The following is a 26,506-nucleotide window of genomic DNA, read 5'->3' as shown; positions in this document are numbered from 1 at the left end:
TATTTTTCTATAGTGGCTTGCAATTATCAAGAATTATTAGTCATTATCACATTGAATGATGGGTTTTTATACGGAACTTTATGCAATCAATCACAAGCCAGTTTAACTCCATCAACTTCACCTACAATGCCACAATTATCACAAAGCAAGAAGTTTCAATCCTTATAACGAACCTTCCTGACACCCACCCGAAGTCTGAGTAATAAAGTGGGTCGCCTTCCTGAAAGCCCATCTTCTTTTAAAAGCAGTAAGGCTTCTTTTTTCCGCTTCGTCCTGTCGCTAACGTTACCAAAAACAGAAAGCTCTGAGTTATAGAGCAAATTGATTTTTAGTGATGAGCCTACGGTATAAACCGACTCTAATTTTTCAATTTGAACCAAAACACGGTTTCTCTCATCCGAACTGAGCACGTAACTAACGCCGTTATAGCAAAACCACGCAGACTGCCCAAAAACAAAGTAACCATCTCTAACTGGAAATTCATGCTCAAACACCGGATGCCTCTCAGCAAACTCATGCATCGAACCAACATTTCGGAATCCAGCGATTAATTTGTCGAGATATGAAGACTCACCTTGCAAAAGTCGAGCAAATGAGACCATTTTATCAGGCGTCCGAAGTCTCAAGTATTTTAGTCTCAAAATTCCTCCAAAAAAAACGGCTCCACCATTGGAGCCATTAAAAACCTAATTAACGTTATTGTGTTTATTCTCCGAAATCAATATCAATATTGTTCTTTGATGCCAGTGTTTTGAATTTATTGATGTGATCAACATAGATTTTACTCAAGGCATTCTTCTTCTCTGCCCCGATCTTGCCCTCCATGTTTTTCAAGTCAGACTCACGCTTTTTGATTAAGTTAGAAAGTTCAACAACCCCTTCACCAAGGTTATTACAGGCGTCATCTGTCCAACTTTGCCCTACTTTACATTTCTCCTCATATAGAGCCTCATCATTCTCATGCTGCCCCTTGAGTTCAGAGATATTCGCACTGATACCTGATTTTACTTCTAGAAGGTTTTTATCAAAATGGGAGGCGGCGTTGCCATAGTTATCATTGAAGCTAGCCGCAATTTTACGTCCTTCTTCAGGAATCCCGACCTTGTCTACGTTCTCGAATTGGGCGCTGACCTTGTTGAATGAGTCAATTTGAGTTTGTTGGAATTTTGGAAGAGCATTGCTGCTAGTAGCTTCATCAGAGCCACACCCGTACATCAGCGAAGACAAACCAAGTACGATGGTAATTTTAAGAAAGTTTGATTTCATATCGTTTCTTTAAAAGATAAGAAATATGCCACCAGTTGAAAACCTAACGAAAAAATTTTGTCTCAATAGCGATAATGTCATTTAGTTTCCAGAACTCTGGAAACAATAACAAGAAACACCCAAGCGGCTCTTCACTTATTCAGATTTGAAATTGGCAACACAAAGGAAACAATCTTCACCATTCACGCCTCTTACAATGTGATGGCATTCATTGCCTCTATGCGACATCAAATCGCGAACATTAACACGTGGTGAGTGCAAGGAATTATCATCCGTTACAGATTCGACATGAAAGAAGTCATGCAATTCAATTTCCTCTGATGGGTCAAGCAAGCCAGTAAAGATGTAGTGACCAAACGATCCTAAAACACCTTTAAACCTCGATGAGTTGTTACATGAGATGACGACGCCAACACCTTTTCCTCTCAACCAGCATATAGCCTTCTCCAATTCACCTGAATTCGATTTATCAACGCAATATCCTTCATTCAGCACAACTACAACCTCTTGAGTCCTCGTGCCTAAACTGAAAGAGCTCAGGTCGGCTTCAGCAATCGCGTTCAATAAGCATATAAGGCTTGAGTTGTAGTGAGTATCGACAACACCTTTTGTTGCGACTTCCCATTCCGGTTGAAAGATTTGCAGCCTGACGTCAGATTCAAACAATTTTGAATTGCAATCAGCAGTCAAAGAACAAAACTCAACATCCTTTTTGCATAGACCATCTTTAACATCAAACAAGCCTCTCAGAGGCTCTAAGTGCCCCTGATAACCTCTTAAATTCTGATCAGTAATGTAAATGACCTTTACATCATTGGTAATTAAAGATTTCACATAGTTGTTTGTAAACTGACGTCTTGTCTTCCTTGAAGGGTCACCAACAACGAGCAACCCTTGCTTAAACATCTTTAGTGGAACATGCCACTCAATTTCTTTTTCTAGAAATGGAAGGGATTTAGGGAAGTATTGTCGGTGGCACCTATAGGTTCCACAAACAATTTTTTTACAGGTTAGGTTGTTGATGTAGCTACGATATTTTGAATTCATCAGATGCTTTTATGTGGATGATAAAAACTAACTTCGCTGAACTCAACATCCACCAGCACCAAGACTCAATTGAAATGAACCTAATGTGTGTTGATGTATTCACGTGCTATTTGCAAACCCATTGCAGTTACTGGTCTTTCACTATTATCGATATGAGCATGTATATTGGGGATTGAGCTCAACAACTCAAAAAAACCACGTATCGTAAGAAAACCCGCAAACTCATGTTCTTCTTCGTACATGAGCTCAACCTTGTTTGGATTATTCAAGTTAATAACAGCCAGCATACCCTCACCGTTGCAGACAAAAGAAACCGTCACCGTTTCTTCCCCACTTTCGACTGACATGTATATCGAATCAACCGCAGAGTGAGCACAAGTGGCTATTACCAGTCTGCCAGATTCAATGTTTTTGCAACCATTAACCAGTCTTTTAAGAGCCTCTTTGTAAATCTGTTCATCTGTGAAACTCATGATCACCTTTTTTATTCATATAATTACGTTTAGATTAAAACAGGCACAATCATAACTTATCGTGACTGTGCCAATATTAGAAACCAGTACTAACCAATCTCTTCCATTTTCTTTAGGGCAGCTCTTAACCAATCTCTAGCGTTTTTTTCTTTATATAGTGAGTATTCATCGCTTAGACCAATAGCACTTAGGTCAATAAGAGTCTCAAGTTGCTTACTCGACAATCGATGAAACAAGTCTTTTAGAATTGCTCTTGGCAGCTCTTTTTTACCTTCATCTTTTGCGGATGCGTACATCCGAGTTAATCGTGCACATTGACTAATAATTAGCTGACCTAGAAAGCACATATCAAAATGCATTGTTTCGTACATGTTCTCATCAGCAACATCTGAGTTAGACACAACCAGTTGTCCACACGTTACCGCCACCCCAATAGGGAATGCACGACCATCAAATGAATGAGTGGTAGCAAGAAACTTATTAATAATGTCAGAAGACAGATCTAACGGTCGCTCAGATAGTAACAAAGAAAGTGTATACGGTGACTGCTCACCCTCTAAGAACTCACCTCCATTCAAGGCGTTGTAAGCAGCGACCTCAACAAAGAATTGTGTATGACGTAGGTAAGCTGCCTGTTCCAAGGAGTAATTAAAATTGCGTCCTTCAACAGTCTGTGACTTCACAACATAAGGCAGATTTGCGGCAAGCTCGGTTCCATCATATGCACCACAAAAACCGTCAAGGATCTCAATTTCAAAAGAGTCCTTCCCGTAATACTCAATCATTTCCCATACGCTAGGAGTGAACCACTCAGGTTTTGGTGTTTCAAGTAGAGTTAAAGCGTATCCAGTGCTTTCGTACACGGCATCGGAAGATAGATGTAGAATCGGAAAGTCACAAAGAGAGCCGATCTCTTCATATGTGAACAACCTGATGTAATCATAGTAGCGTTTCGCCATGAGCTCTTGCAGCCCAAGTTTTTCAATCAACGAAGGATGCTCAGTCAAAAAGTTGTACTGAGGAAGAGAACCCTTTTGAATAAGGTCTTTTGTTAGTTCAGGATTATTCTCTAGAAAATCTAGATCATCAATAAAACGATATGGGTCGATTCTTTGGCATAAAGTAGCAAAGAAGAAGACATCAAAATCGTCCACATCTCCTGCGCAAGGCTCAATGGAAAATTGCTCATAAGTGTAGAAATCAGAATAGTCGGTATCTTCATCAGATTCAGAGATCTTCCACAAAGAAGTCAACAGCCGTTCGTCAGTGAACTCATAACCGTCAAAAACAAGCTTAATCCCGATAGGACAGCTTAAGTTATAGTAAGCATCCCCATAGGTCTTGATTCCATGTGGAGGAACCCAGTCCATATTTGAATCTTTTGAAAGCAAACTTAGAGGGATTCGATCTCCATTCAGAAGTTCCTTTTTAGGCAAGCTATCTTTTAGATTCGCCTTTTTGATTGCGTTTACGTGAGCGTTATCGTTTTTGTATCCAGACTCAACCGCAATCTTGTGACGTACAGTTGATAGATTAGAACGGTAAATTGAAGAAACTAGTTTTGAAACAGCGTTAAGATCTGCTGTAGATGAGAATACAGTCATGCGAACTCCTATAATTGTGTCTAATTGCAGTTGCCCTCGTTACCACTAAGACACATACAGATAGTGCGCTTAGAGTTTAATTATTTAATTCAGAACTTTGCCAAAATGAGGGCGGCTAGGGTTTTTACCTATTGTTCTAACAAGGCTTATTCCATCCTGTGTTATAAGAACGGGGGTAATAGTACCATGTTCGAAATCAATGTCAATTTATTACTAACAACTCGGGCAATTAAATAGGAATTGCATGTCGTGACCATTAATAGCAAAAGGAGCACACTCGTGATGAGGTGCTCCTTACATAGATGATGCTTACTTAGTTGCTATTTTTGAGTGCCAGTTTGAGAATATCCTGCACTGTAGATTGCTCGGCAAACCCCCATGGGTCACTTAGATGAACTTTGAAATTCACAGGCTCGGCCAATAGTTCACTTGGTAAAGCGGAAAACACCTTCTGCACTAACTCTTTGCAAATGTGTGGATATTCATCCTGCACTGCACTGTAAGCCAACCATAATACTCCATTTGCTAACAGCGACTGATTGTACATATACATGTCAGAATGCTTCTCGACGCCGCGAAAAGAACCGATCACACCATTATTAAAGATGCTCTCTTCGGGAAAAGTACTTAGTGCCTCTTTTACGAACTCCGAATCAAGAGAGATGTCTAGATTACTCAGTGTTTCAATGAAATTTAAATAAAAGTCCACCGTATCCGAAAAACGTAGCCTTTCCGAGATACAAAGAGCAACGACATCCACTCCGAAAGCGCCATGTCGAATAACTGCTTCTTCTAACTCTGTACGCACGTAGCTATTCTTATTGTCCAATCTGTATACTTTACAAGACTCAAGCCATGAGTTGATTTCCTCTGAAGCTGTATTCAACACTAGGTTCTTTGAAAGGAGTTTTGAAATAAACGCCGTGTTGGGAATGTTGCCACTCAGAACAGATAAAGATGCAACAAACTCTACCGGAGGAGTTTTTAACAACGAAAGAGCTTTTTGACGATCTGATTCCAACCTCCAAGCGACTACTTCAGAGTAACTCGGCAACAGGTCGGTCATCTCACAACATAGGTGCCAGTCGCTAATATCGTCGTCACACAAAAGACTAATTTGATCCAGATAACGGTTAACGAGTGAGTCCTGTAAACCAAGTGACTCGATTAACCCTGAGTTCTCACATAGGAAGTTGTACTGATATAAAGATCCTGACTCCAGTAGATCGCGAACCAGATCAGGATTTCTCTCAAGAAACTCTAAATCTGTGATAATGTTTTCAGGCTTAACCCTTTGCATGAAAGTAGCAAAGTACATTTTCATACCGTAAGACTCAAAATCCGAAGAAGAGAGAATGAATATTTTCTTGGACTCAAAGTTCTCGTAATAATCGGTCGCTTCAAAGTCACCAAGTGTCATTTTCTGAGTTAACAGTGCCTCTGAATTGACGGTGAAGCCTTGAAGGATTAGTGATACCACTCGGTTACAGGTAATGCGATATACTGTTGGAATATTACCCTCAATTGAAAGAGTGTGCTCATACTCTGTTTCGGAGAGTAGATACTTCATTCCCAAATCGTCGACACATACCATTAGCTCGGCTTTTTCTGTCGCTGACACAACTTCAGGGATGGTTGCCTCAAAAGCGTTTGCATTCTTAAAGCCTGCCTCCTTAGCAATTTTATGACGAGTTTTTTCAAGCTTTGTATCAAAAGCTCTAGAGATAAGAGAAGTTAACGTCTTGTATTGTCGTTTAGAGGTAAACATGGTCAATCCTATATTTGTATATGTGCCTATTCATTTGTAGTTGCTCTCGTTACCACAAGACACCAACAAAGGAGACTCGTGTTTATTTAGTTTTTGAAATGTGTATTTCATTTTCGCCATAAAATGAGAGCGGCAGGCTATCGCCCTGTCCCAGCAACAGCTTATTTCATCTGCACCGTTGGACAGGTCTAATATTACCATGTTCCAGTTAGGTGTCAACAAGAAAGCCGCCCTCTAGTGAATCTCTGATGCTGGCGGATGTTTTTAATGAAATGTGACAGAGGATGAAGGTTTTAGGTCGTGATGAAGTTTTATCAGATCACCCAGATTAAGCATTTTGGCTCTTAGCACATCAGTTAACAAAAAAAAGACTTCGCCAGCAAGTATCGCTCCAGCAGGAGTAATTAGAAGTTCTTCAATAGAGTCAACAGACATGCCATTGTCGGACTTATTCAAAGGTAAGGGAACAAAGTCCAATTTCTTTATCAGGTCTTGTGAATACTGAAAAAACCTATTGTACTGAGTGGGACACTTGCCGTCTTCGTCAGCCATATCTATCACTGGCCTTCCAAGAACATCCATTATAGAACCGTTCAATTTAGTCTCTGTCCACTCCACAAGCTCAAAATCGGAGTAGCCCAGTAAATCATATTCGTCTGAAACAAGGACGGATTTAGGGCTCACATCCATAAGCATTCCACCGACAAACGTAGACGCAAAATCCATAACCAAGCCGTCACCATTATCAGACATAACTTTGTTATGAAGCTCTTTTAACAAGACACTTAAAGTCTCACTATTTATGGAATCTTGCCTTTTAACAAGAAGAGACTTTTTATCTACATCAATCTCAATAAACTCAATTATATCAATGGAATTGCAGTCTTCTTTCGTTATCAATTTGCTTAGCCCGAGATAAGCATTAATGCCGAACTTTTCTGCTACCTCAAGTTCAGAAAAATAAGCACCAATCAGTTCAGGGTCAGGCTTATCGGAGAGACGGAGCCCATCAAAAGGCTTGCCCCCGAGTCGCAATGGCTCAACAAAGCCCTTAAAATAAAAATCAGCATGTGAAAACTTGCTCTTATCCGTGATTTGGTTATTTTCTTTGCAGCGCGAATGGATTACAACTTTCTCAGCCGGACTAAACAAATCCCAAAAAGACCCCTCATCTTGAGCTGACTCTGATGAGCTAAAGTCAGCCTCAAGACGATTAATATCAACCGACTGATTGACACTAAAACGACTCAAATCTGGGCTAAATTCAATCGTGTTTTTCACGTTAATCTCCATTTGTAAACAACACGACGAGTCTAGCATTGAGCCTCTATCACTAAACAAAAGCGAACCGAAAAGTCGATGACTCTCGCAAATATTAGGATTAACGTGATCTCCAACGAATTACAAAAGATGTTGTGTCACCATATTCTTTGTTTTTGTCGTAGAAAACTTCAAACCCACCTTGCTTGGAAAGGAGTTTCGCGATAAACAAACCAACTCCACTTCCCCCAAACAATCGCTTCGATTCTGTTTTAGTGAATAATTTTCCAATATCAGACTCAGAAATCTCTTCGCCATCATTGCTAACAATAAGAGCTTTGTTATAAACACCATCGTCGACATCAATCAATTCAATACCCACGCGGTCTTTCGCCCAGTAGACGGCGTTATCAAATAGGATTTGAAAGCAATAAGTTAACTTGTTGTGATTGGTACGGAGTGGGTTAATCTGTGCATCGCGAGTCAGATTATCACTAATAACAACATTTTTATGTGTAACCCTTTCAGCAAAACCATGAACAGCCTTAGACACTTCATTGCCTTCTTGAGGATAAGATGAAAATTCACTAGGCTTGAGCTCCCATGAAAACTCCAACAGCGAATAAAGTTCATCGAAATCCTTCTTAAGTTGGACTTTATCATAACCCTCTGGAAGAGCTGCGATCCGTCGATGGATTGATGAATGCAAGGATCTTACATTGTGCAAAGAAGCTGTTGAGATTAGCGAATATGAAACCAATGAAAGCATAAAATCATACTCTTCAATAAAACGCTTACTACTCGCAGTTTCTTCTACCTTTCCGTACCTGTTGACGTAACGACTTAAACAACGGGCAAACTCATAACTATCAACAGAACTAGGACAGTTTCTCTGTCTATCCAAAAGATCTTTCGCTTCATTATTCAAACGAACCAATGAGTTATGACCTTTGTCTTTCGGATCTTCATGATAAGTTGAGCTCTTAGAACGGTTATATGCGCCTAACAGCAAGAAATATCCACCATCAACATTTTCAATGTTCAGAACAGTGTATTTTTTGGTCAAGGAATCGACTACACATTGTTCATGCACATAGAAACCCAAAACTGTCGTGTTGTAATTCTCGTTTTCTAATTCTTTGGTTCTTAGATAGCCGACCTCTTCCTGACTAAGGTCAAGAGCGGACAATCCAGACTGAACGACGAGTGAGAAACACGAACTTCCAACTTTAGAGAACATAATAAATACCACCTTTAAAAGGATACTTTGAACTAACAGACTAACATGACCGAGTTAAATGTCAATATTGTGGCATTACAACAAAATAAACCTCTCCCTTACATTCAGATTTAATGTTAAGTAACTTTTAAACAGGTGAGCCTTGACGCCTAATCAAAGCGAAAAGCACAAGGTGAAAACTAAAAAATTTAGTACCAATTATCATGAAAAAAGTTTTTGTAAACAAAGCGGACATAATGAGTTTCGCTAAGATCTTAAAGAAGTCTTCCAACGTCAAACACACAGTCGCGCTTGACTCAATAACATCGGGGCTTAACTTTAAAGGCGGATACCGAGAGTATATACGAGAGATTGAAAAAAACTCATCTCTTAAAACACCAAACAACGTTATTCCTATTGAAAATCTCGATCTTAAACAGCTGTATAATCAGGAGCAAAAGTTTGAATCAAAAATTCACAATTGCTATCAATCAACGGGTTTCGGAATTTTCAACAAAGTCACAGTTCCATGGTTTCGAGACGAAAAAATCAAGAGGCTTGACTGTTACTTAAGTGGAGACTGTGGTTTTAATATCAAAACCTATCTCACTATTTTCCCATATTTACTCAATGCTTCAATCATAAAACACTCACACAGGAACACTATTGTCTATTGGGACATGTCAATGAATGACTTGCTTAAGTACTTCTGCAAGAGCCTCATTGAACGCTACTACAAGTGTGACGATATCGTCCACTCGACCATAATTAAAACATTTGAGCTTAAGAAAATCCCAAGCCTCAGGATGAGTCGTATAGAGAGTGAGCATTTGATTGAACTGGTCGCATTTTCTCATGACCCTACAAGTAGAAGCTGCTTTGAGTCATTTGTAATCAAAACTATTTATGAAGACATGACGAGTGGAGGTGATGGCTCCCTGTTGTATGAAATGTTTTCCCGTAAGTTAGCTGAGGCAGAACACAAAGACCCAAAGCAAAAGGATTACATTCATGAAGCAGAGATCCCTAGATTAATCAGACGAGATGCGAAAACGAAACACTCAGAAACGATCGCTGATTTAATGAAATCTTGGGTGAATAAAGGTCACAAGGACTCTGTAGAAGAGATCTGCACTAGATACCCCCTAGTGCTCAATATACCACAACTTAGCGACTCTAAGTGCGTTAAACTCAGCCGAGGGGATTTAGCGTCCGGAGTGCTCATCAGCGGAACAGCAGGCTCAGGAGCCAACCAAGTACAAGAGTCGTTACTTGCTCAGTTGATGAAAACAGGAGGCGGTATGATCCATTTCGACAATAACCATTATATGAACTCATTCCTTAATTTTTATAGCTTCGCGTACGAATTGCAGCGTGAGCGAGATGTAGTTTTAATAACCATCGAAAATCAGGATGCTTTCAAGGAATCTGACTACAGAAATTTTATTAAAGAAAACAAACTTGTCTACGTGATGAATAGATGCATGGAAAAAAGCCCAATAGGAATCCACAATTCGATGGCTAAAGCCTTGCAAAAAATAGGTAGAGCCTTGAATGAGAGACGCCAAAGCTTCCACACCCCCTTCACTTTCTCAGCAAACGACGGTTTCCATTACGATCCAGTGCTATTAAAGGCATTCTCGAAAGTCGACAATCTAGCTAAAAAAAATAGGATAGGCAGAATTTATTGTGACTACAGTGATTCATACCATTTAACGCTAAAAAAATCTCATCATTACCTGTATCACGTTCTTCTGGCAACAGAAGGCGATGAGTCCAATAAACAACATGGAGACAGAAGGCGCAAATTCTCTCCGGGCCAATGCCTTATCTCAATGGATGAAATCCTTATACTAGATAATGGGTACGCAGCATACAAAGCACCAGAGCCAGTGGAGAAAGTAATCCTCCACCAATAAGGCAACCTTCGTCAACGAGCTTGTACAACATCGCAGCACTTGAGATGTAGTAGCGCTTTGTTTTAATGCAAAAAAAACCTTTACCAAAATGTGTAAAGGTTTTTGCAATAATGCTTAAGCTAGTTTCGAGCTATGCTGCCACCAAATTACGATGTTTGATATTCCACAACAACTCAGCAATTGTCATGGAATTAAGTGCACTAAAGTCCGGCAACTCGTCCTTGTTTACAGTTAATTTTGACGAAAGAACTGCACTTGGCAAAGTCATGCTCATTTCTTCTGCCACTGAAATATAATTTCTAGTCCAAATGTGTTTTTGATCAATCTCGGGATTGATTGATTTCCAAGCTAAGCTCAAAAAAAGTGATGTGGCAAAATTTGCCCCATTCCACGCTTTGCTCTCATCGGTCGCGAAATCAACGCCGTCGAAAATTACAAAGTGTGGTGCTGTGAATTTTCCGTCAACAGGTGCGTAACTCATCAAAGTACCAATTTCAGACGGATGATATTTAAAGCACCCACTTAATACCGCTACAACAATAAACTGAATTAAAAGTTCTGCATCACCATCAATGGCATCGTTGACAACGAAGGACATCACTGTTTGTGCAATAACTCTCTGAATACGCTTAACAATGGGTGATTTGATAGAGAACAAATCAATACCCATCCCCTCACTGTCGCTCTTGATAAACTCACCTTCTAGCTTTTTGAATTGGCGTACAAGTTCAGCTAAATTAGTGACACTTTTTACCAACTCAGTTAAAGCAAGATTCTCGGCTTTACCAAGTAAGTTCAAACCAAAATTACCACTCAAAAAGGATGATGAACTCTTAAGTGACGTTAACTTGTAGAGCCTTTCCAAACTGCTTTCTTCATCATCACCGAAATCTAAATCAAAAAAACGAAGTAACTCTCGAACAGGTCGAAGGTTAAGCTCAGTTTTAACGCCGTGAAATTCAGCGACAGCAGGATTGCCAAGTAAGAACTCGTACTGCTCGAAAGAACCGTATTTGATGAGGTCAACCACTAGCGCTTTATCTGATTTTAAAAGCCCTAAGTCATTGATAACAAATGACGGTTTCAACATTTGAGCTAAGACTGCGATACTAACTGCGGATTCATCATCACGTAGTGCATGTAAACAACTAACCTCGATCTCTTCTGACACTGTAGACTCGTAGTTAACCCAAACATCAACTCTTTCTTGGAGTAACTCCATAACAGAATCAACATCAGTATCGTTTTGTGCCACCAGCGACAATAGTCTGGGCGCTCCAAAATCGCAAGACACCACTTTCTTATCAAAGATGTTTACGTAGTTCTTTTCGAATGAAACGTTAGTCAGAAGCATCTCTTCGGTCATTAAAGCCGATGGGGAAACATTCAAATTCATTGTGTTTTTCACTATTTTACCCGCACTAATCTTCTACGAACCCAAATATCAGCAATGGAGACTTTTCCATATTTGTTAGGTGTTTATTTTTAGACAAACTACCATGTTCGCGCTAAATGTCAAGATAGAGAAATATAAGAAAGGCACCAAGAACTTAACCTAACTCATACCTAGAGATAAGGTTCGTAGGTGCCTTATTATGAAGTGATAATAATAAAAAACTACAAGGTCGAACTGCCTTCAATCATCTCTTTCAAGCCTGAAAATGGCTTGTATACCTCTGGAGTGTTGGCAACATCAAGTACATCATGGATGCAATCGTAACTTTGGAAGCTGCGCCTAATGAAGGAACTAGCTAGCTCAACAATAAGCCCTTCGACGCCTTCATCTGTTGAGTAGTATTCCCCTTGATAAGGCATATACTTTTGACCACTACTTTTCCACTTCCTGTAGCTATCAACGGCTTGTAAGGTTTCAACTTTCAGACGCTTACTCAAGTACTGCATGATCTCAACTGAAGTAAATGACTCCGTGATGAAATCAGGGCATCTTGCTTCAACAAAATCCCATGAGAGTGAGATATTTGAAGGCATTGCCTCAGCAATATCAGCACCCATTCCATGAATCCAATCATTGATTTTGTATCTTAGTTTTAGCGGACAATCATGTCTCTGTTGAACGCCCTCAGGGAGTTCTACATCAATATCGATTGAGTACGTCCTTGTTTTGGGGTACTTACCGATACAAGCTCTTTCTTCATCAGTTAAGTCTGCCAAACGCATAGAGACTGCATCAGCAACAACAGCCCAGTCTTTGATGTCATCAATGACCTTCACGTAATCGGGACGTTCTTGAGTAATCAGAACTGTCCTTAGGCTTGCAACTTCATGATCTGATTTCTTCCTAGTCAATGCAGTTCTAACTAAACTGAGAGCTTCTGAGCCATCTATCTCCTGCTCTAGGTTATACAAGACAGAATCAAGGAATGTTTTTCTTGAAGGAGCATAACGACAAGGGTCTTTAATAGCCATCCCCCATAAACTACTCTCTGGTCTCTCTAATACTTCATCTAAACTTTGGTTGGAGCACAGCTCTACTAACTTCTCTGGATAGATGCAGTTTGTTTTACAGGCAAAGAAAGGGACTCCCTGAAAACCAAAAACTGCGTAAGAAGACCTCAAAACGTCAATAGCCCGATGACAACGCTCTGTAATGCTGTTATCAAGCCCTGCCTCTTTACAAAAATCTAAAACTTGAGAGTGAAAAGGAGTCTTCCGGCACTTAACAATCTCATAGACCTTGGAGTGCAGCTCGTCGTTACGAATGTTAATGTCATTAAGGAGAAGCTCGGATTCTTTTTTAATTGAATTTAGGCTACGTAGATCTTCGATCTCAAAGTGCTCGTAGGCTTCTTTGAGAGCCGAGTCTACAATTAACCTTCTAGCAACGTGCTGCTGCTTAATTCCAGAGTTACCAATCTTATTTTTTACTGCTGAGAGCAAGCTCTTCGCAACTACACTTTGAGTAGAGATGTTATCAATCGCCTGATGGATTGAGATTTCACGTTTAGACATTCTTTTGAATCATGACAAATAGCATTTGTTGTCATACTACCACATTAAAATATCGACAGATCTCGCAAGTTGTTTCTAAAAACACTTGACTCCTTGTTGTTCCCGTATAATATTAGGCAGATGAGCTTGAGCTCTGGGCTGGCATCCCCCTAGTTCCACTCTAACGAGTATGGCAACTGCTACCTACCTAATCGGTTTTATTCAAATCATTATCATTGACTCTTTGCAGCTCAATGTTAACGGAACAAACATTCACATATATAGCTGCATAGGATGTACTATGAAAATGCAGATTTTAAACTTCCCTCACCTAATTTCCGCTTGCAATGTTCAAGAGGCTGCTCGCATTACACAAGAGCATTATCAAAAGAAATCAGGTCACAAGTTAAAAAGATCAACCTTACTAGAGTGTTTCAGCAAAGCCCTGAAGTATTCGAACAAGAAGGTGATGGAAGCAAACCAAGACGCCATCACTATCCACAAAGACATCCCGATGTACATCGGAGCATCGAGCTTCTTTAACAACACCGACATCGAGACCAAGAACCCTCTCACCATTTTTACTGGTTTTACAAGAAAAGAGGTTATGAGAAAGGTTGTTGATCACTTCATTAACTCAATTTGGTTACATACGTCTCCATGGGAGTTTGAGGTGGTGCTAAAATCTATCGAAAAAGACCCTACTCTATGCGATACATTCAATTCATCCTTGGAAGCGATCTATGAGGATGTTAACGTATCAAACCAGAATCCGAAAATTACAGAACTGATTAAAAACGGGTTGTTAATCAATCGTAGTCATCACCAAATTGCACAAAATATCTCGAAACTTAATGTCTTCCATGATGTGATTTTTAACACTCTAGTTGAAGAGTGCGGAGAGATTAGTGGTGATTTCGTAATAACGAAGCTTACAGAGTCAGATGCTCCAGTGTACGACTCTTACTTACCCGACTTTGCAATTGAAGCCTCAACTGACGGGAAGAGGACTTTAGTACTAAAAGGTCTTCAAGCGGTAAGCCCCGAATTACTTAGCTACACATATGATATTCTTGATTCATTCTTTCACGGGATAGATTACGAGATTAACCGTAAGATTCTAGAGCATGATAACGTTGAGTTTTCATACGATATTGCTCATAACCACGGTCGCAAATTCGATGACGAACAGAATCTTGTTGCGATTTACGTAACTTTAAAACTAAAAGACTGCCAGTTTATCGAGCTCGCGAAGTCTTCTTTCTTATCCAACAGCCTATAAGGCCATTTCAAATGGAGCTCGGTGGTTCGGGCTCCTAAGTAACACAGGTGATAACAAAATGAGTAAACCAAAAGATTTCAGAATCTGTAAATCTATGATTAATGAGGTTGCACGTCAGATCCGCATCGTTCATAAGATTGAAATTAAGCATAAATCCGACATAGCCGTTGACACTGCGTTTAAAGCAATATGTCAGTGCGCTGTATTTTCAAATGAATCAAGCCAAAAAGTTAACCTAGTCGCATCGAAACTACAGGTAAAACTTCACGAATTACTAGTGGCATTATGGTTCCATCCATATGCAGAAATATGGAAAGGTGAAGATAACCAATACTACACAAACATCTCAGATTTGAAAAAAGCCAGTCTCTCCAAAACTCAGCGACTTTGGATTAATCGAACGGGTTATACCAAAGCAAAACAATGCCTTAACTTCTCAAAAGTCCTAGTGAGAGAAGCTCCACACGCACTTGTTAGAAGCAACGCCCTGCCATAAATCAAATGTTTTTAAAAACATTTTAATAATCGTCCGGTTATGTTAGTATGAATGTGGTTTAAACAACACAGGTCAAACTAATGTCTGGAATAGAAAAAAGAAGCAATCCTAAAACTGAAAAGATTGAAAAGGTTGTAACACTTAAAGCAGGAGAATACTGGAAAGCCATTGCGACAGACGAAAGCAAAGGTATTGAATCCGGTGAAATTCTTCTGCTTTCAAAGATTGGATACGTGGACGATGAACCCCACTCGATTACCGTCCTATTGCACCCATCGAAGCAACCCACCGCAGATAATCATCGAGAGTTAACATCTAAATTTTTAACTCAAGATTTCATTTCATTATTTGAACACGTTGACCTTAATTTCGCTAGGGCAGAACGAGATCGCTCGCTTGATGCAATCAGACTAGAACTGACTGAAGCACAAAAAGAGCTCACTGATGCAACCTCCGACGAATCTACACTAGATCGATATATCCTCAGAGATCTCCCTACGGATGAGCTCGAAAAAAACTTGCCCGTTATCCGCGAAGCACTGCCAACAAACTTACCTCAAGCTATTGCCTCTCAGCAAATCACTGATCTAATGGTCACAAATTTAAGTGAGAAAGGTGTAGAAAACATCATAAACGCAATGAGTCACCATCAAGATATTGCCAGTCGCCGCATTGCATGGATAACATCACAAACGTCCAAATTTACTGCGATTGCGTCTAAAATGACACCTTTCATCAAAGAGAAAACGCTTCAGCCTATCGCTCAACAACAGGATGTTTACGATCAGATTAAAGAGTTAAAAAAGGGCATTGCCAACCTCGGTCTTTACACATTAAAAGGGGTAGAAATTAAAACACTACGTAAAGGCAAAAGCGCCCCAAAAACCGAGAAATTAACTGTTTACCAACGTCCTTTATTCATGGACGAAGAAGCTGCCGTTTGGGTTGATATTGAAGAAGATTTTGATTTCCGATCACGAGACGAGTTCTTTAACGCGCTAAAAGAAAATGACAGCCTGATGAATCAGATCTTCCCTACTGAACGATGCGTGTTAGGTGTATCAACTACCCGCCGTAGGATCGATTATGAAGGGTGTACATATGAAGAAATTGAAAATGCAAGCGCAGAGAACGCTAGGTTATTCTTGCTTATTCGTGACGGTGAAAATGTACATTTTGTCGAATCAAAGAGAGGCGACTTAGAGTTTAAAACGCATCTATTTCCATCAACTGATGATTTAGAGGCTCCGTTTAAAGGATTTGATGGACGAACCATTAAATTTACAGATCTAGAGTACAGTAACAGACTTTCAGTTTTTGAAGCATCGGCACTCACCTACAAACGCTTTCTTATCTTATTTTGCGGACTAGACCACAAACACAAGCTGTTCGGCGACTTCTACACCGAAGAAATGTCGTTGAATTTTGTTAGTGGAGAATTTCAAGAAAAGTACTTTAACTTTATTCATGATGATGATGGCTCAAATCTACTTGCGAACACCCGTCGACTAGGCAGTATCCACGACTGGATTAAAAACTTAAATTCATACGTAAGCAAAGGCTCACGCGTTTTAGTTCTTCATAATGAGGTTATGAGCTTAGAAACTGTACCGAGCGCATATGAGAAGAAAAAGAGCTACCACAGCTACAACAACCCACCATCTCGGGAGTTTGATATTAACTCAGAGGAAGACTGGTTCGTTGGTGTTGTTAACAAGCGTGGTGATGAACTGTCAATGAAAGTCCCATTAATTGAGTGTTATGCAATTCAGTCGTACCCAAAACTCAAAGAAGGACGCCTACTGATTTCGAAGCTACTTGAAAGAAACAAAGCATCTTTTAACACAATCTGTTTAGATCGTCTGAAGCTACAGGACGCAAAATGGTACTTACATGACAGACCAACACGCTTTAAGTCAATCAAGCACCTTCGACTTCTTAAACGAATTATCAAGCTTATGGAGCATGAGCGGGACGAGGAGGAGGAAACTAGAAAAGAACTCCTTAAAGCCCTTTCTGATGGTGATGTTGCGACTGCTGATAAAGCATTAAAAGTCATTGATGAAGCAGTCGCTATTGCTCGATGTGCACACAACGGTAAATCTCTGGTAGAGATCTGCAACGACACAAAGGCTAAAGTTAACCTACTTAACCAAATGTATGAGTTAGCCCGTGACCCCGAAGTCATCGTCGACACGTTAATTGAAAAACAGCAACAAGTTGGCAGAAAGGCTATTCGCATCTCATTGAATGAAAGTGGCAAGTATGTTGTTTACAGCGCACCCAAAAATGAAGAAATCGACAACCGAATCGAACCTTTTGATTGGGTTTGGTGTTCTACCTATTCCTTTACAAAGAGCGACATCAAAAGTGGCCGTGGTAAATATTGCCGCCTAACAAAGGAAGTTTCAAAAGAGAAGGTCATCTATCAAGTAGAAAACATCGGGGACTATGCTGCTAAAGAGAAAAGCCCATTTGATACACCTAAAGCAAAAAAAGAGTTCATCGACTTCTTAGAGTCATACGACCTTGAACAGGACATCAACCGCATCTCCAAGATTGGGGCATCAGAAGTTGAATGGGATAAATTTGCTTGCTGGTATTTGTCAGAACGAGAAGAGTTAACAGAGCTTAGTGGGTGGAAGATTGTTTCGGAACCTTCATATTCTATCTATTTAGGCTATATGACAGATGTTAACGCGAAAGGAGAGATCAGTCTTGTAGCACTGAAAGTAAACCCTCTTTTGCTTCTTATTGAAAAATCACCTTCCGAGGAGAAGTTAGACTGGCTAAAAGATGCTTACACTAGCATTTACCATGACACAAACGCAGCTAGTGATGTATTTGACAAAATGAAAGGATTTTCGTCGTTGAGTGGAACATTGGAACAATCAGAAATTATCGTTTCATCACTATCCGCGAAAACCGACTTAGACTCTGACTTTTTCGGACAGTCATCTCTATCGACTTATGGTAAATATTCAAAGAGAGCTCCTAAGCAGTATTCAATTGACCACGCTTTAGCTGAGGTATTAAGCCCTGAGAACTTCAAACCAGTGATTAACTACAATGGTAGCTTTGATGAACTGCTAGGTATCTCTGAACCCAAGAACTACCGTCCAATTGTCCGCGTTGTTCGCAAAGATGCAGATACCAACCTAACTTACGCTGATTACTTTGACTATCGGGATGTTTATTCAAAAAACGAAAAACCTCTGGATTGTAGTCACTACGACTCACTAGAAGAGGCTCTCAAGAAAAACGCTGAATATAAAAACCAGTATTACGTCAATGAAAAGAGACATTCAATGCTCCACATTGACACGATCAAAGAAGTTGAGACCGATGCTCAATCAGATTTCGGTGAGATTACCCCCGTAACCTCCCGTGAACGCCGTGTTATCAACAAAGAGATCCCTAATTAATCTTTATTTTTGGACACATCAAGAGACCTTATTGAAAAAGGTCTCTTGATTCCATATTCCACAAGAGCATTCTTATGTACAAACCAGAAGAACTCCAAAATGTTTTACGTCTACTTTGTCGACAAATCTGCAAATGGGACAAGCTTCGAAGACTGGCAATTCATAATGAGTTGGAGCAATCAAAAGTGAGCCTAAAAGAAGCGCTTGCTGACTTGACGCAGCCTTTGAGCCTTAAATTACTCCACCAGCTTTCTAACCTAAAGGTTAATGATACATCTCAACAATTCCAATCCATCGAAGCTACATACCTTATCTCTGCAAGCGAAAAAGTAGTAAATCGGTACGCTGAAAGAAAATGCCGACCAATGGCCTCTATTGAAGGATTGGTGTCATTAATTGAGTTCTTTTCATCAACACTGATTGACTGGCACCAGCAATACAATCAAGCAATCACTATCGAGAACCACGAAGACTTTAAATCATTTCTATTTCTACATGTTTCCGCGATTCAAGGCACAAAGTTAGGCATCATGATCCGTGGTATTGCAGAACAGAGTTGTGATCTTGAAACAGCAAACACCACGATTAAAGCATTGATTAATTAGGAATACGATTTATTAAATTGCTTAATAATTGTTAATAATCGACAAGTAAAATTGAGCTCGTACAAAACTGTTCGAAACATGGTTTCCAAACCTCTGGAAAGCCTCGCAACACACGAGGCTCCCTTTGGTAAACAAAACCTTAATCAAGAAGTGCCGAAAACATCATTCAATTCGACTTCTTATGCTTTTGAACAAGTAGAATGAGAGCAGTGACGGTATCCCACTGCATCTTTCGTATTTCTTCATAAGTTTCATCCCATCAGCAAAACGAAATGTGTCTGGCACAGTTTGCAAACGCAATGATTCTCTAACCGTATAACGCCTCGGCTCCCCTATGCCCCAATCCAATATCTGAGCCGTCGCTTTTCCAAGTGGGCTGCTAAGAATTGTTTTGGCTTGCTTATCGGGATCTACTTTGAATAGAGCGCCAGTCCTGCCGCCTCCGCTGTAAAACCCTCTTTTCATGAACGCTTTTTGCTCATCTACAGGGAGACTCTTCCAATTACCACCATTAGGTATCTTATGTGCATATGGCTTTTCGTCATTACGTAAACCAACACCTTCGTGATCGTTAATACCGTCAGGCGATCTACTTAGTCCCTCTAGAGCTTGCCTTATTGTCATCTTTTCTGAGTCATCAGGAGTTGTGGCTATTGGAAACTGATAGTCTTTTATAGACAAATCCTTACGAAACCCAACAATAAACACCCTTTTTCTCTTCTGTGGTACTCCGTAATCCGCAGAGTTAAGAACCCTCCAACTAACATCAAAGCCTGCGTCTTCTAGAAAATTAACCATCTTTTTGAAGTAATCAATATTTCGTGAATTCACTAATCCGTCGACATTTTCAATAAGAAAGGACTTGGGTTGTAGCGCCTTGATAATGAGAGTCATGACATAACCCAGCTTGCCAGATGTCGGATTATCCTCCCCTTCATTTGCTCCAACAATGCTCCAAGGCTTGCATGGGAAGCCGCCACTGATTACGTCAGCATAAGGCAGTATTGAACGTATGTACGCAATAGCTTCCTCTTCTGAGGATTTTAATAGATCTCTAGCGTCGAGAACTTCGGCAATATCCCCAAAGTTTAAGTTGAAGGTTTCAACTGCCTTCTTGTTATTATCAAAAGCAAAAATAGTTTTAAGTCCGGCACGATGAGCACCAATTTCGCCAATGCCTGCACCACAAAAAGCATCGAGGTGTGTCAGCTTAGACCTACTCAGCGTAGGTATTAAATCAAACATCTTTTTGAAGAATGTAAGATTTTTAACTGACTATTTTGAGGTATTGTGAATAAAAAAAAGGTCACTTCGGTGACCTTTAGGAAACGTAATTATGAAAGCGCTAAGCTACTTCATTTAATGCCGAGACGACTTGCTCAAAATTTGCATTAACCATACAAGGGATCGAACTATCTTCTATCAGTACAATATCTACGCTGCGCATCGTATTAACACACAGTGACTTGTACTGAGCTTTTTCCTTTGGGTTTAGAAGCTGTTTCTTTACACTAATCTCGTTGAGAGCTTTGTTTAAATTTAGTTTTGCATTTAGTAGAGATCTTTTTCTCATTGCGTTTTCTATTCTGTAGAACCGATTTAGCTATAATACCACAATGAGGTAGGCCGACATAGATCACATTCAATCGAAAATGCCAGTAAGGTAGTGATTGTGTTAGAGCTCAACGATTGAGCAAAGCCTAAAGAAGACGACCAACATAGATGCTGGTCTCTTGAGGTTGCTCTTGATTACGCACAACCTCAAGTGATCATTGATGAGTCCGTGAACTATTTCAGTTTAGGTGGATTTAATTTTGAGGCACTCAGCTTTTGCTGAGTCAGCTTACAATACTTCGAGCTAATTTCATTGGCGTTACTTAGAACCAACTTGGACTTTATGTCCATCTCGGGAGCCTTCTCATAATCAAGTTCATATCGCTTGAGTATCTTAACGTTGTCAGGCGAGACGATGATTTCATTCTCGCCACGCTGATTGCTATAACCTATGACGTCTTTCTTGTGAACTTCGCCCTTTATAAGAACACTACCGGAATCCGTTAAACGTTTTGAAAACCATTCAGCTTGACTTGAGCATAAAGAATAAGAGATACCGTCTTCATTTTCTCCAGCTACAGCTCCTCTGTACACAACAAATGTCTCAGGGAGTGATTTGTAACTTTCTAAGTCAGCTTCGCTCATAAAGCTTTCTCTACACTCCATAGCCCCCTCCATAAGGCTTAACCAAGCTTCCTTATTATCATATGTGTACTCAGTAACTCTGTAAGCCGCAAACAACATATTCCAGTATTTAGAGCTTTCAAACTCTAAATCGCTGTATTCACATATGTTCAGTAACATCTTGAGCTTAAAAGGCCCCTCAACTAGCCCAATAGCAAGTTCGTACCTACCCTTTGCAACCAGATCTCTAAAACGCTCACTGTTTTGTAAATGCAATCTGTTATAGAAGTCATTTGACCCTTCGTCATAAAGCGTATTAACAAATGCACTACGAATCATCTTAAATGATCCAGTGTCATCGATCGCATCATGTAACTCAGGTAATAATTCAGTCATTTCTATTAATTTTAAACAATTTAGGGCTCAAGTGCATTTTTGAGTCCGCAATCATATCACCACCTCCAAAAAAGACTAAGCAGAAAGCGATTTATACGACATGAACGCTCCATATCCTGAAGGGACATGAACTCTTAAAACACAAGATGTTAGTCTCACATTGCGCTCTGGTGTCATGAAAGAATGAATTGTGATTATCCATCTCAAAATTAAGCAAAAGATCATCGATTATCTTTTAATTAATCATTGATGGCTAAACAATCAAAGCTGGCACGATGGGTTAGGCTCTCTATTTTCGATCCCACTCCATCATGCGTGATTGTACTTGGTGAACCTTCGAATCCCTCTGCCAACTCACCATCTCCCCAAAAAATGCATTGGTACACTCTGCATTTCATATGCACCAACTTACACATATCGCCGAAATTTATTAAAATTAAGAAAAAGCTCGGTGAAACAATGCACAGTCTTAAAAATATCAAAGCCGTATGTTTCGGCATTGGCTTTGCGTCAAACCTTATAGTTCTTACAGGTTTTTTTGCAGACGCTCTTCGTTCATCTTTCGGAGTAGTGCTTGTAGTCTCAACAATCATCAACCTAACATGCATGTGCATGATGTATGCGACGGTGGAAACCAACGCATTCACCTCTAGTTCTAAGAAGGCAAATTACCTCCCAAAAGATACAGATAACTCGCTTGAGGCTAGTGCGTACGGCGGAATCTTTGCTTACAAAGAACACTAAAAAGTGACTTGCTCACCGTTAGTGACCTGTTTTTCTAAACAATACATACCATTAAAGTTAAAATGCTCGAAATTAATTAAATCGAGCATTTCAATGTCAGTCCATTCTATCAGCGAAATTAGAAGCATCATCCGTGAAGCTCATGAACAGCTAGAAAAAAAATCACCTATGTATATTAAGGAGCTTTCACGCCAAGAGCCTAAATACGTACGTAATGCACCTTCTTTAGGTATCGACGTAAAGAAGACCATAGCGTCAATGAAACGCCTTGGTAAACACTGCGTCGGCATTCGTACATCTGGGTCATATACAGATCCTATTATTACCCATATTGGGGTTACGTCTGAAGCAAAACGATTCAAGCTAATTAACGGCTTTCTAGCAGTTTCAGACACTGACACAGGTAAGGTAAAAGGCGATACTTGGTCACACGTAACCAACGTAATATTTACGAACCATGCCGTTCAAAGGTTTCTTCAACGTAGTGACGACTTCAAGTGGAACGCTTCATTGGAAGTATTCACTAAAGCTTACTTTACTCTAGAGGCGGAACTATTAAAGCTAAAGACTCAAGGAAGATTGACAGAGAAGAAGCAGTTCCGTCAGGTAAGGACAATAGACAATGGAATTGTATTCTTTTTGATCGAAAACCCGCTCGCTTCAAAGGTTTCTGATAGAGTTATTCATGCCATAACTTACATCAGTGAAAAAATGATTAAAGACTGGAACGAAGAGGCACTCCATAAAGAATGGGAAGAGATGTCATCTAATAACGAGTTCGAGTGCTTTGAAATGTTTGAAGAACTCTCCGAAGAAGACATTGTGACGCTCACATCCATGACAACAGCAATAACGGCTGAACACGTAGACTACTCAATCTATAACACCCGCAACTGGTAAAATATCTCCAAGAGCAGCGCTCACTCTCATTGGGCGCTACTTTCCACACCACATCCTTTCCAAAAACAAGTCCATGTCACAACTTTAAACTTGACATTAAACTCAAATGTGGTAATCTTCGTTTTGAGTTGGTTATGTCATATAGACGACTCAAGAGTTTAGTGTGCTCTGCAATCGTGCACCTCAAAAGAGGGATGGCGAAAGACACAATATCAATTTCTAGTAGCAAACTCAGATCCTCGCTACCAGAAGAACGCACGAACTTCTAAATCTGCGAGCAATCGGAGTCAGCTAATGCTAACGCTTTTTAGTTTCTGCCAAACACGCCAAGAAGCAAACGAACTATCTAAAGCTCTATTTTCATTCCTTGAAGAATCACTGAATCTTTGCTTTAAAAAGAATAAGCAACGCGAAGTTTTTGCTCATTACTGCGATTACAAATCGTATAACCACCTTAAACCCGTTTTAGATGGTTTACCATTAGACGATTACTTTTCGCCTGCCATCTCAAACTTATTCCTCCGAGCTTATACCAACAGCGTCCCCCCTTCGGAGATTGGTGCGCAACTAATCTCGTTTCTAGAAGGTGAGCTATCATGCAAAAATATGAGCCCTCAGAAAAAAGAAGACTTAATGGGTGATTTCTTCGAAAAATGCACAGGCAAACGTCAATTTGACGCGTTTTTCTTTCAGGCTATCTCCAGAGTAGCCAGAAGAAGTCAAAGCAAACAAAAAATTGAGTTCTACGAGATTGGAATTGAGAAATCACTTTCAAGGAACGAAATTCAAGTGTTATCACCACGCACATCAGTAAGTAGAATAACTAATTCTTTCGATCCGGCAGTCGTGCGTGACACTTCTCCTGAAGGTATGAGAATTTTAGTGATGACTCCTGACTTTCCGATTGGTTCAGGGCACTCACCAGTATACGAGTTTACCAAATCACACAGAGAGCAAGCCAAAACAAACTTGTTTGTTTTGCCAGCATCACTGATCGCTTCCTATGAGAAGGAAATTAGACACTATTTAGAATCAACAAAAGTAACGAAGCTGACTCATCAAGATATTGGAGCTCAACTACCAAGAGGCATTATTTTAATGACAGAAAATCATTTTAAAATGTCGAGCTTCGCTGAGACTGATCTATCTTCATGCAATGTTGTTTACACTTGTTACCCGAGTAGAGTTTACTTAGAATCAGCCTTCCTGCGAGAACTTGTAAAGAACCTCAGAGAATTTCCAACGTCGACGGTCTATATTGATGATGAATCGTCGCTTACCTCTTCTCCGACTAACAGAGCGTCTTTTTTAAAGTTTGCTTCCATTAATACCAGAGAGAGTAACTCGGAAATCAATTCTCCAACCACATTGCCAAGCTTTCTAACTAAGGCTCGATGGCTTGGGGAGATTTTTCAAGATTAACTGATTAACAAATGCAAAAAAGCCTACTCATCGAGTAGGCTTTTACGAACAAAAATAATAGTTATATAAATTGTTCTGCGCGGTGCATGACCGTCGCTAAATTACTGCGCGAGGTATGTAGACTTTTTTACGTGGAGTACCTCATACTGCCACAAACTCACTTATCCTGTATCTAAATTACGACGGTCGAACTGGTCTGTCAACCGACACTCGTAAATTCTATACACCTATCCATCCGAACGATCACTATTTCATCTCCTCATAGTTTTTGACTATTAAACTTATAGTTAATCAAGTCTTTACCTATTGTTGATAAAATTTCAAATCTAAAAGAAAACAGATATAAAAAAAACAATAAGCTTCGCTATTACGCACTTCTCAATAGCCTTTACTATCACTTATGTATTAACTGGAAATATTCTTCTAGGAGGCTTAATTGGTATGCTCGAACCGAGCATAAACACAATTGCTTTCTATTTTCATGAACGGGCATGGCGGTCTTCCATGCTGAAAAAATTAAACACATCCAACATCAAAACCATAAGCTTTGCCGTTGTGCACTTCTCGGTAGCTTTCTCGGTCGTATATGCTTTAACTGGTGATGCCTTTGCAGGAGGATCTGTAGCCGTAATCGAACCGAGCATAAACACAATCGCATACACCATTCACGAAAGGTATTGGAACAAAAAACAAATTGCATATTGAGTTTCCAAACCTCTGGAAATCACACTCTAGCACTAAATCCTTCTCGTTTAGCTTCTCTGATGTGCCAACCATCTGTTCCCACCTCACCAAATTTTATAGGTAAAAAGTTGGCAAATCCTGCCAAAAGGGCTACTGGGAGCACATCAAAAACACTCCAAAGACTTTCTTTTATATAAGAGGCATCAGGTAGCAATTCAATTGTTAAGCCCAGAAATAAAACAACCACCAGCATAAAGAAGACATAAAGAAAGTGGCCTGAACGAAATACAAATATCTTTTCCTCTGGGCTCAGCTCATCTAGAGCACCAAGATCTACATGTGGTGGTAGTAAGGTCTTATTTATCTCTATACGATATACCCCAAAGCTAAAAGACCTTCTCCGCGACCCCAGTCCGAAAGAGATTAAATCTAATGCTCTTAGACCTACAATCTCACCTGCCTTTGCGTGTCCAATTTCATGGAAGGTTATTCCGAACAAACAAATCGGACAAATCAAAAAAAGATTCAGAATCATCAAAGCTAGTTTGACCAACTCTACATAATGCGGAGGAAGAGCATTTGCTGTTACAACTAAATATGCAAGTGTGTTAATAATCCCTACACAGGTGCTTATACACAACACGGTTAAGAGTACAAAATTCCAGCTGTGTTTTATTAACTGTATATACTTCATTTGCACACCTTGGTAAGTGTGTAGAAACCCCAAACACACTGCTTTATACACACTTCAACCTCCTTGTAGCATTATAGTTAAACCAATGGAATTATTGCAGTTTTTTCGCTCGAATTGCAACCCTTACCCTAAAAAAATATAAAAGAGTGTAGGATTTTAAATTAAAGGAAATTCT

Annotated in this window: 23 protein-coding genes; 9 read left to right on the top strand and 14 right to left on the bottom strand. The window is 39.8% G+C overall.

Annotated elements, in window-relative coordinates; translation table 11 throughout:
- Positions 1–155: 155 nt before the first annotated feature.
- The 8 genes from KJB35_RS01235 to KJB35_RS01200 all read right to left on the bottom strand — a co-directional run bounded on the left by KJB35_RS01235 (position 156) and on the right by KJB35_RS01200 (position 8,658).
- On the bottom strand, positions 156–641 hold the full coding sequence (locus KJB35_RS01235) for a hypothetical protein (protein WP_285469040.1): 486 nt from the start codon (positions 639–641) through the stop codon (positions 156–158).
- 64 nt (positions 642–705) lie between these two features.
- On the bottom strand, positions 706–1,266 hold the full coding sequence (locus tag KJB35_RS01230) for a hypothetical protein (RefSeq protein ID WP_285469039.1): 561 nt from the start codon (positions 1,264–1,266) through the stop codon (positions 706–708).
- 135 nt (positions 1,267–1,401) lie between these two features.
- Positions 1,402–2,313: a hypothetical protein gene (locus KJB35_RS01225; RefSeq protein ID WP_285469038.1), complete on the bottom strand. Its 912-nt coding sequence runs from the start codon at positions 2,311–2,313 to the stop codon at positions 1,402–1,404.
- An 80-nt stretch (positions 2,314–2,393) separates the two neighbouring features.
- Entirely contained in the window at positions 2,394–2,786 is a 393-nt protein-coding gene (locus KJB35_RS01220; protein WP_285469037.1) for a hypothetical protein, read from the bottom strand.
- Between the two features lie 89 nt (positions 2,787–2,875).
- Positions 2,876–4,390 (bottom strand): hypothetical protein, encoded by a 1,515-nt coding sequence (locus KJB35_RS01215; protein ID WP_285469036.1) that lies wholly within the window; start codon positions 4,388–4,390, stop codon positions 2,876–2,878.
- 313 nt (positions 4,391–4,703) lie between these two features.
- Positions 4,704–6,158: a hypothetical protein gene (locus tag KJB35_RS01210; RefSeq protein WP_285469035.1), complete on the bottom strand. Its 1,455-nt coding sequence runs from the start codon at positions 6,156–6,158 to the stop codon at positions 4,704–4,706.
- 264 nt (positions 6,159–6,422) lie between these two features.
- Complete coding sequence (locus KJB35_RS01205) at positions 6,423–7,439, bottom strand: hypothetical protein (protein ID WP_285469034.1); 1,017 nt, start codon at positions 7,437–7,439, stop codon at positions 6,423–6,425.
- 100 nt (positions 7,440–7,539) lie between these two features.
- Entirely contained in the window at positions 7,540–8,658 is a 1,119-nt protein-coding gene (locus KJB35_RS01200; protein WP_285469033.1) for a HAMP domain-containing sensor histidine kinase, read from the bottom strand.
- A 665-nt stretch (positions 8,659–9,323) separates the two neighbouring features.
- Here KJB35_RS01200 and KJB35_RS01195 point away from each other — a divergent pair.
- Complete coding sequence (locus KJB35_RS01195) at positions 9,324–10,556, top strand: hypothetical protein (protein ID WP_285469032.1); 1,233 nt, start codon at positions 9,324–9,326, stop codon at positions 10,554–10,556.
- Positions 10,557–10,686: 130 nt separating this feature from the next.
- Here the strand turns inward: KJB35_RS01195 and KJB35_RS01190 are convergent, their stop codons facing one another.
- Positions 10,687–11,952 carry a hypothetical protein gene (locus KJB35_RS01190; protein ID WP_285469031.1) on the bottom strand — a complete coding sequence of 422 codons (1,266 nt, stop codon included), beginning with the start codon at positions 11,950–11,952 and terminating at the stop codon, positions 10,687–10,689.
- Between the two features lie 221 nt (positions 11,953–12,173).
- A complete protein-coding gene (locus KJB35_RS01185; RefSeq protein ID WP_285469030.1) occupies positions 12,174–13,526 on the bottom strand; it encodes a hypothetical protein in 1,353 nt (450 codons plus the stop codon).
- A 280-nt stretch (positions 13,527–13,806) separates the two neighbouring features.
- On the opposite strand from KJB35_RS01185, the gene KJB35_RS01180 reads away from it, so the two are divergent.
- From KJB35_RS01180 to KJB35_RS01165, 4 genes are all read left to right on the top strand, one after another.
- Complete coding sequence (locus KJB35_RS01180; RefSeq protein ID WP_285469029.1) at positions 13,807–14,787, top strand: hypothetical protein; 981 nt, start codon at positions 13,807–13,809, stop codon at positions 14,785–14,787.
- A gap of 58 nt (positions 14,788–14,845) precedes the next feature.
- Entirely contained in the window at positions 14,846–15,283 is a 438-nt protein-coding gene (locus tag KJB35_RS01175) for a hypothetical protein (protein ID WP_285469028.1), read from the top strand.
- A gap of 80 nt (positions 15,284–15,363) precedes the next feature.
- Positions 15,364–18,708, top strand: a complete 3,345-nt coding sequence (locus tag KJB35_RS01170) for a hypothetical protein (RefSeq protein WP_285469027.1) — start codon at positions 15,364–15,366, stop codon at positions 18,706–18,708.
- Between the two features lie 74 nt (positions 18,709–18,782).
- Positions 18,783–19,313 carry a hypothetical protein gene (locus KJB35_RS01165; RefSeq protein ID WP_285469026.1) on the top strand — a complete coding sequence of 177 codons (531 nt, stop codon included), beginning with the start codon at positions 18,783–18,785 and terminating at the stop codon, positions 19,311–19,313.
- Positions 19,314–19,475: 162 nt separating this feature from the next.
- Here KJB35_RS01165 and KJB35_RS01160 read toward each other — a convergent pair whose 3' ends face one another.
- The 3 genes from KJB35_RS01160 to KJB35_RS01150 all read right to left on the bottom strand — a co-directional run bounded on the left by KJB35_RS01160 (position 19,476) and on the right by KJB35_RS01150 (position 21,887).
- A complete protein-coding gene (locus KJB35_RS01160; RefSeq protein WP_285469025.1) occupies positions 19,476–20,558 on the bottom strand; it encodes a DNA cytosine methyltransferase in 1,083 nt (360 codons plus the stop codon).
- Positions 20,559–20,658: 100 nt separating this feature from the next.
- The gene (locus KJB35_RS01155) at positions 20,659–20,886 is read right to left on the bottom strand and encodes a hypothetical protein (protein ID WP_285469024.1); all 228 of its coding nucleotides are present in this window, start codon (positions 20,884–20,886) and stop codon (positions 20,659–20,661) included.
- A 215-nt stretch (positions 20,887–21,101) separates the two neighbouring features.
- Positions 21,102–21,887: a hypothetical protein gene (locus KJB35_RS01150; protein ID WP_285469023.1), complete on the bottom strand. Its 786-nt coding sequence runs from the start codon at positions 21,885–21,887 to the stop codon at positions 21,102–21,104.
- A gap of 459 nt (positions 21,888–22,346) precedes the next feature.
- On the opposite strand from KJB35_RS01150, the gene KJB35_RS01145 reads away from it, so the two are divergent.
- The 4 genes from KJB35_RS01145 (at position 22,347) to KJB35_RS01130 (ending at position 25,658) form a co-directional block, all read left to right on the top strand.
- The gene (locus KJB35_RS01145) at positions 22,347–22,631 is read left to right on the top strand and encodes a hypothetical protein (protein ID WP_285469022.1); all 285 of its coding nucleotides are present in this window, start codon (positions 22,347–22,349) and stop codon (positions 22,629–22,631) included.
- Positions 22,632–22,724: 93 nt separating this feature from the next.
- A complete protein-coding gene (locus tag KJB35_RS01140) occupies positions 22,725–23,531 on the top strand; it encodes a hypothetical protein (protein ID WP_285469021.1) in 807 nt (268 codons plus the stop codon).
- Between the two features lie 606 nt (positions 23,532–24,137).
- Positions 24,138–24,953: a hypothetical protein gene (locus KJB35_RS01135; RefSeq protein ID WP_285469020.1), complete on the top strand. Its 816-nt coding sequence runs from the start codon at positions 24,138–24,140 to the stop codon at positions 24,951–24,953.
- Between the two features lie 342 nt (positions 24,954–25,295).
- On the top strand, positions 25,296–25,658 hold the full coding sequence (locus KJB35_RS01130) for a DUF2061 domain-containing protein (protein WP_285469245.1): 363 nt from the start codon (positions 25,296–25,298) through the stop codon (positions 25,656–25,658).
- A 19-nt stretch (positions 25,659–25,677) separates the two neighbouring features.
- Here KJB35_RS01130 and KJB35_RS01125 read toward each other — a convergent pair whose 3' ends face one another.
- Complete coding sequence (locus KJB35_RS01125) at positions 25,678–26,331, bottom strand: hypothetical protein (protein ID WP_285469019.1); 654 nt, start codon at positions 26,329–26,331, stop codon at positions 25,678–25,680.
- Positions 26,332–26,506 lie beyond the last annotated feature (175 nt).

The organism is Vibrio sp. D431a, assembly GCF_030248655.1.
Classification (GTDB): Bacteria; Pseudomonadota; Gammaproteobacteria; order Enterobacterales; family Vibrionaceae; genus Vibrio; species Vibrio alginolyticus.
The sequence above is the reverse complement of the archived record's forward strand: the minus strand, read 5'-3'. Positions and strand labels throughout refer to the sequence as shown.

Coding starts and splice junctions, on each gene's coding strand:
- KJB35_RS01160 (WP_285469025.1), bottom strand. CDS start 20,558: ATGTTTGATTTAATACCTACGCTGAGTAGGTCTAAGCTGACACACCTC.
- KJB35_RS01145 (WP_285469022.1), top strand. CDS start 22,347: ATGCACAGTCTTAAAAATATCAAAGCCGTATGTTTCGGCATTGGCTTT.
- KJB35_RS01230 (WP_285469039.1), bottom strand. CDS start 1,266: ATGAAATCAAACTTTCTTAAAATTACCATCGTACTTGGTTTGTCTTCG.
- KJB35_RS01155 (WP_285469024.1), bottom strand. CDS start 20,886: ATGAGAAAAAGATCTCTACTAAATGCAAAACTAAATTTAAACAAAGCT.
- KJB35_RS01135 (WP_285469020.1), top strand. CDS start 24,138: ATGAGCCCTCAGAAAAAAGAAGACTTAATGGGTGATTTCTTCGAAAAA.
- KJB35_RS01150 (WP_285469023.1), bottom strand. CDS start 21,887: ATGACTGAATTATTACCTGAGTTACATGATGCGATCGATGACACTGGA.
- KJB35_RS01165 (WP_285469026.1), top strand. CDS start 18,783: ATGTACAAACCAGAAGAACTCCAAAATGTTTTACGTCTACTTTGTCGA.
- KJB35_RS01170 (WP_285469027.1), top strand. CDS start 15,364: ATGTCTGGAATAGAAAAAAGAAGCAATCCTAAAACTGAAAAGATTGAA.
- KJB35_RS01220 (WP_285469037.1), bottom strand. CDS start 2,786: ATGAGTTTCACAGATGAACAGATTTACAAAGAGGCTCTTAAAAGACTG.
- KJB35_RS01225 (WP_285469038.1), bottom strand. CDS start 2,313: ATGAATTCAAAATATCGTAGCTACATCAACAACCTAACCTGTAAAAAA.
- KJB35_RS01175 (WP_285469028.1), top strand. CDS start 14,846: ATGAGTAAACCAAAAGATTTCAGAATCTGTAAATCTATGATTAATGAG.
- KJB35_RS01140 (WP_285469021.1), top strand. CDS start 22,725: ATGTCAGTCCATTCTATCAGCGAAATTAGAAGCATCATCCGTGAAGCT.
- KJB35_RS01125 (WP_285469019.1), bottom strand. CDS start 26,331: ATGAAGTATATACAGTTAATAAAACACAGCTGGAATTTTGTACTCTTA.
- KJB35_RS01195 (WP_285469032.1), top strand. CDS start 9,324: ATGAATGACTTGCTTAAGTACTTCTGCAAGAGCCTCATTGAACGCTAC.
- KJB35_RS01215 (WP_285469036.1), bottom strand. CDS start 4,390: ATGACTGTATTCTCATCTACAGCAGATCTTAACGCTGTTTCAAAACTA.
- KJB35_RS01180 (WP_285469029.1), top strand. CDS start 13,807: ATGAAAATGCAGATTTTAAACTTCCCTCACCTAATTTCCGCTTGCAAT.
- KJB35_RS01190 (WP_285469031.1), bottom strand. CDS start 11,952: ATGAATTTGAATGTTTCCCCATCGGCTTTAATGACCGAAGAGATGCTT.
- KJB35_RS01210 (WP_285469035.1), bottom strand. CDS start 6,158: ATGTTTACCTCTAAACGACAATACAAGACGTTAACTTCTCTTATCTCT.
- KJB35_RS01200 (WP_285469033.1), bottom strand. CDS start 8,658: ATGTTCTCTAAAGTTGGAAGTTCGTGTTTCTCACTCGTCGTTCAGTCT.
- KJB35_RS01185 (WP_285469030.1), bottom strand. CDS start 13,526: ATGTCTAAACGTGAAATCTCAATCCATCAGGCGATTGATAACATCTCT.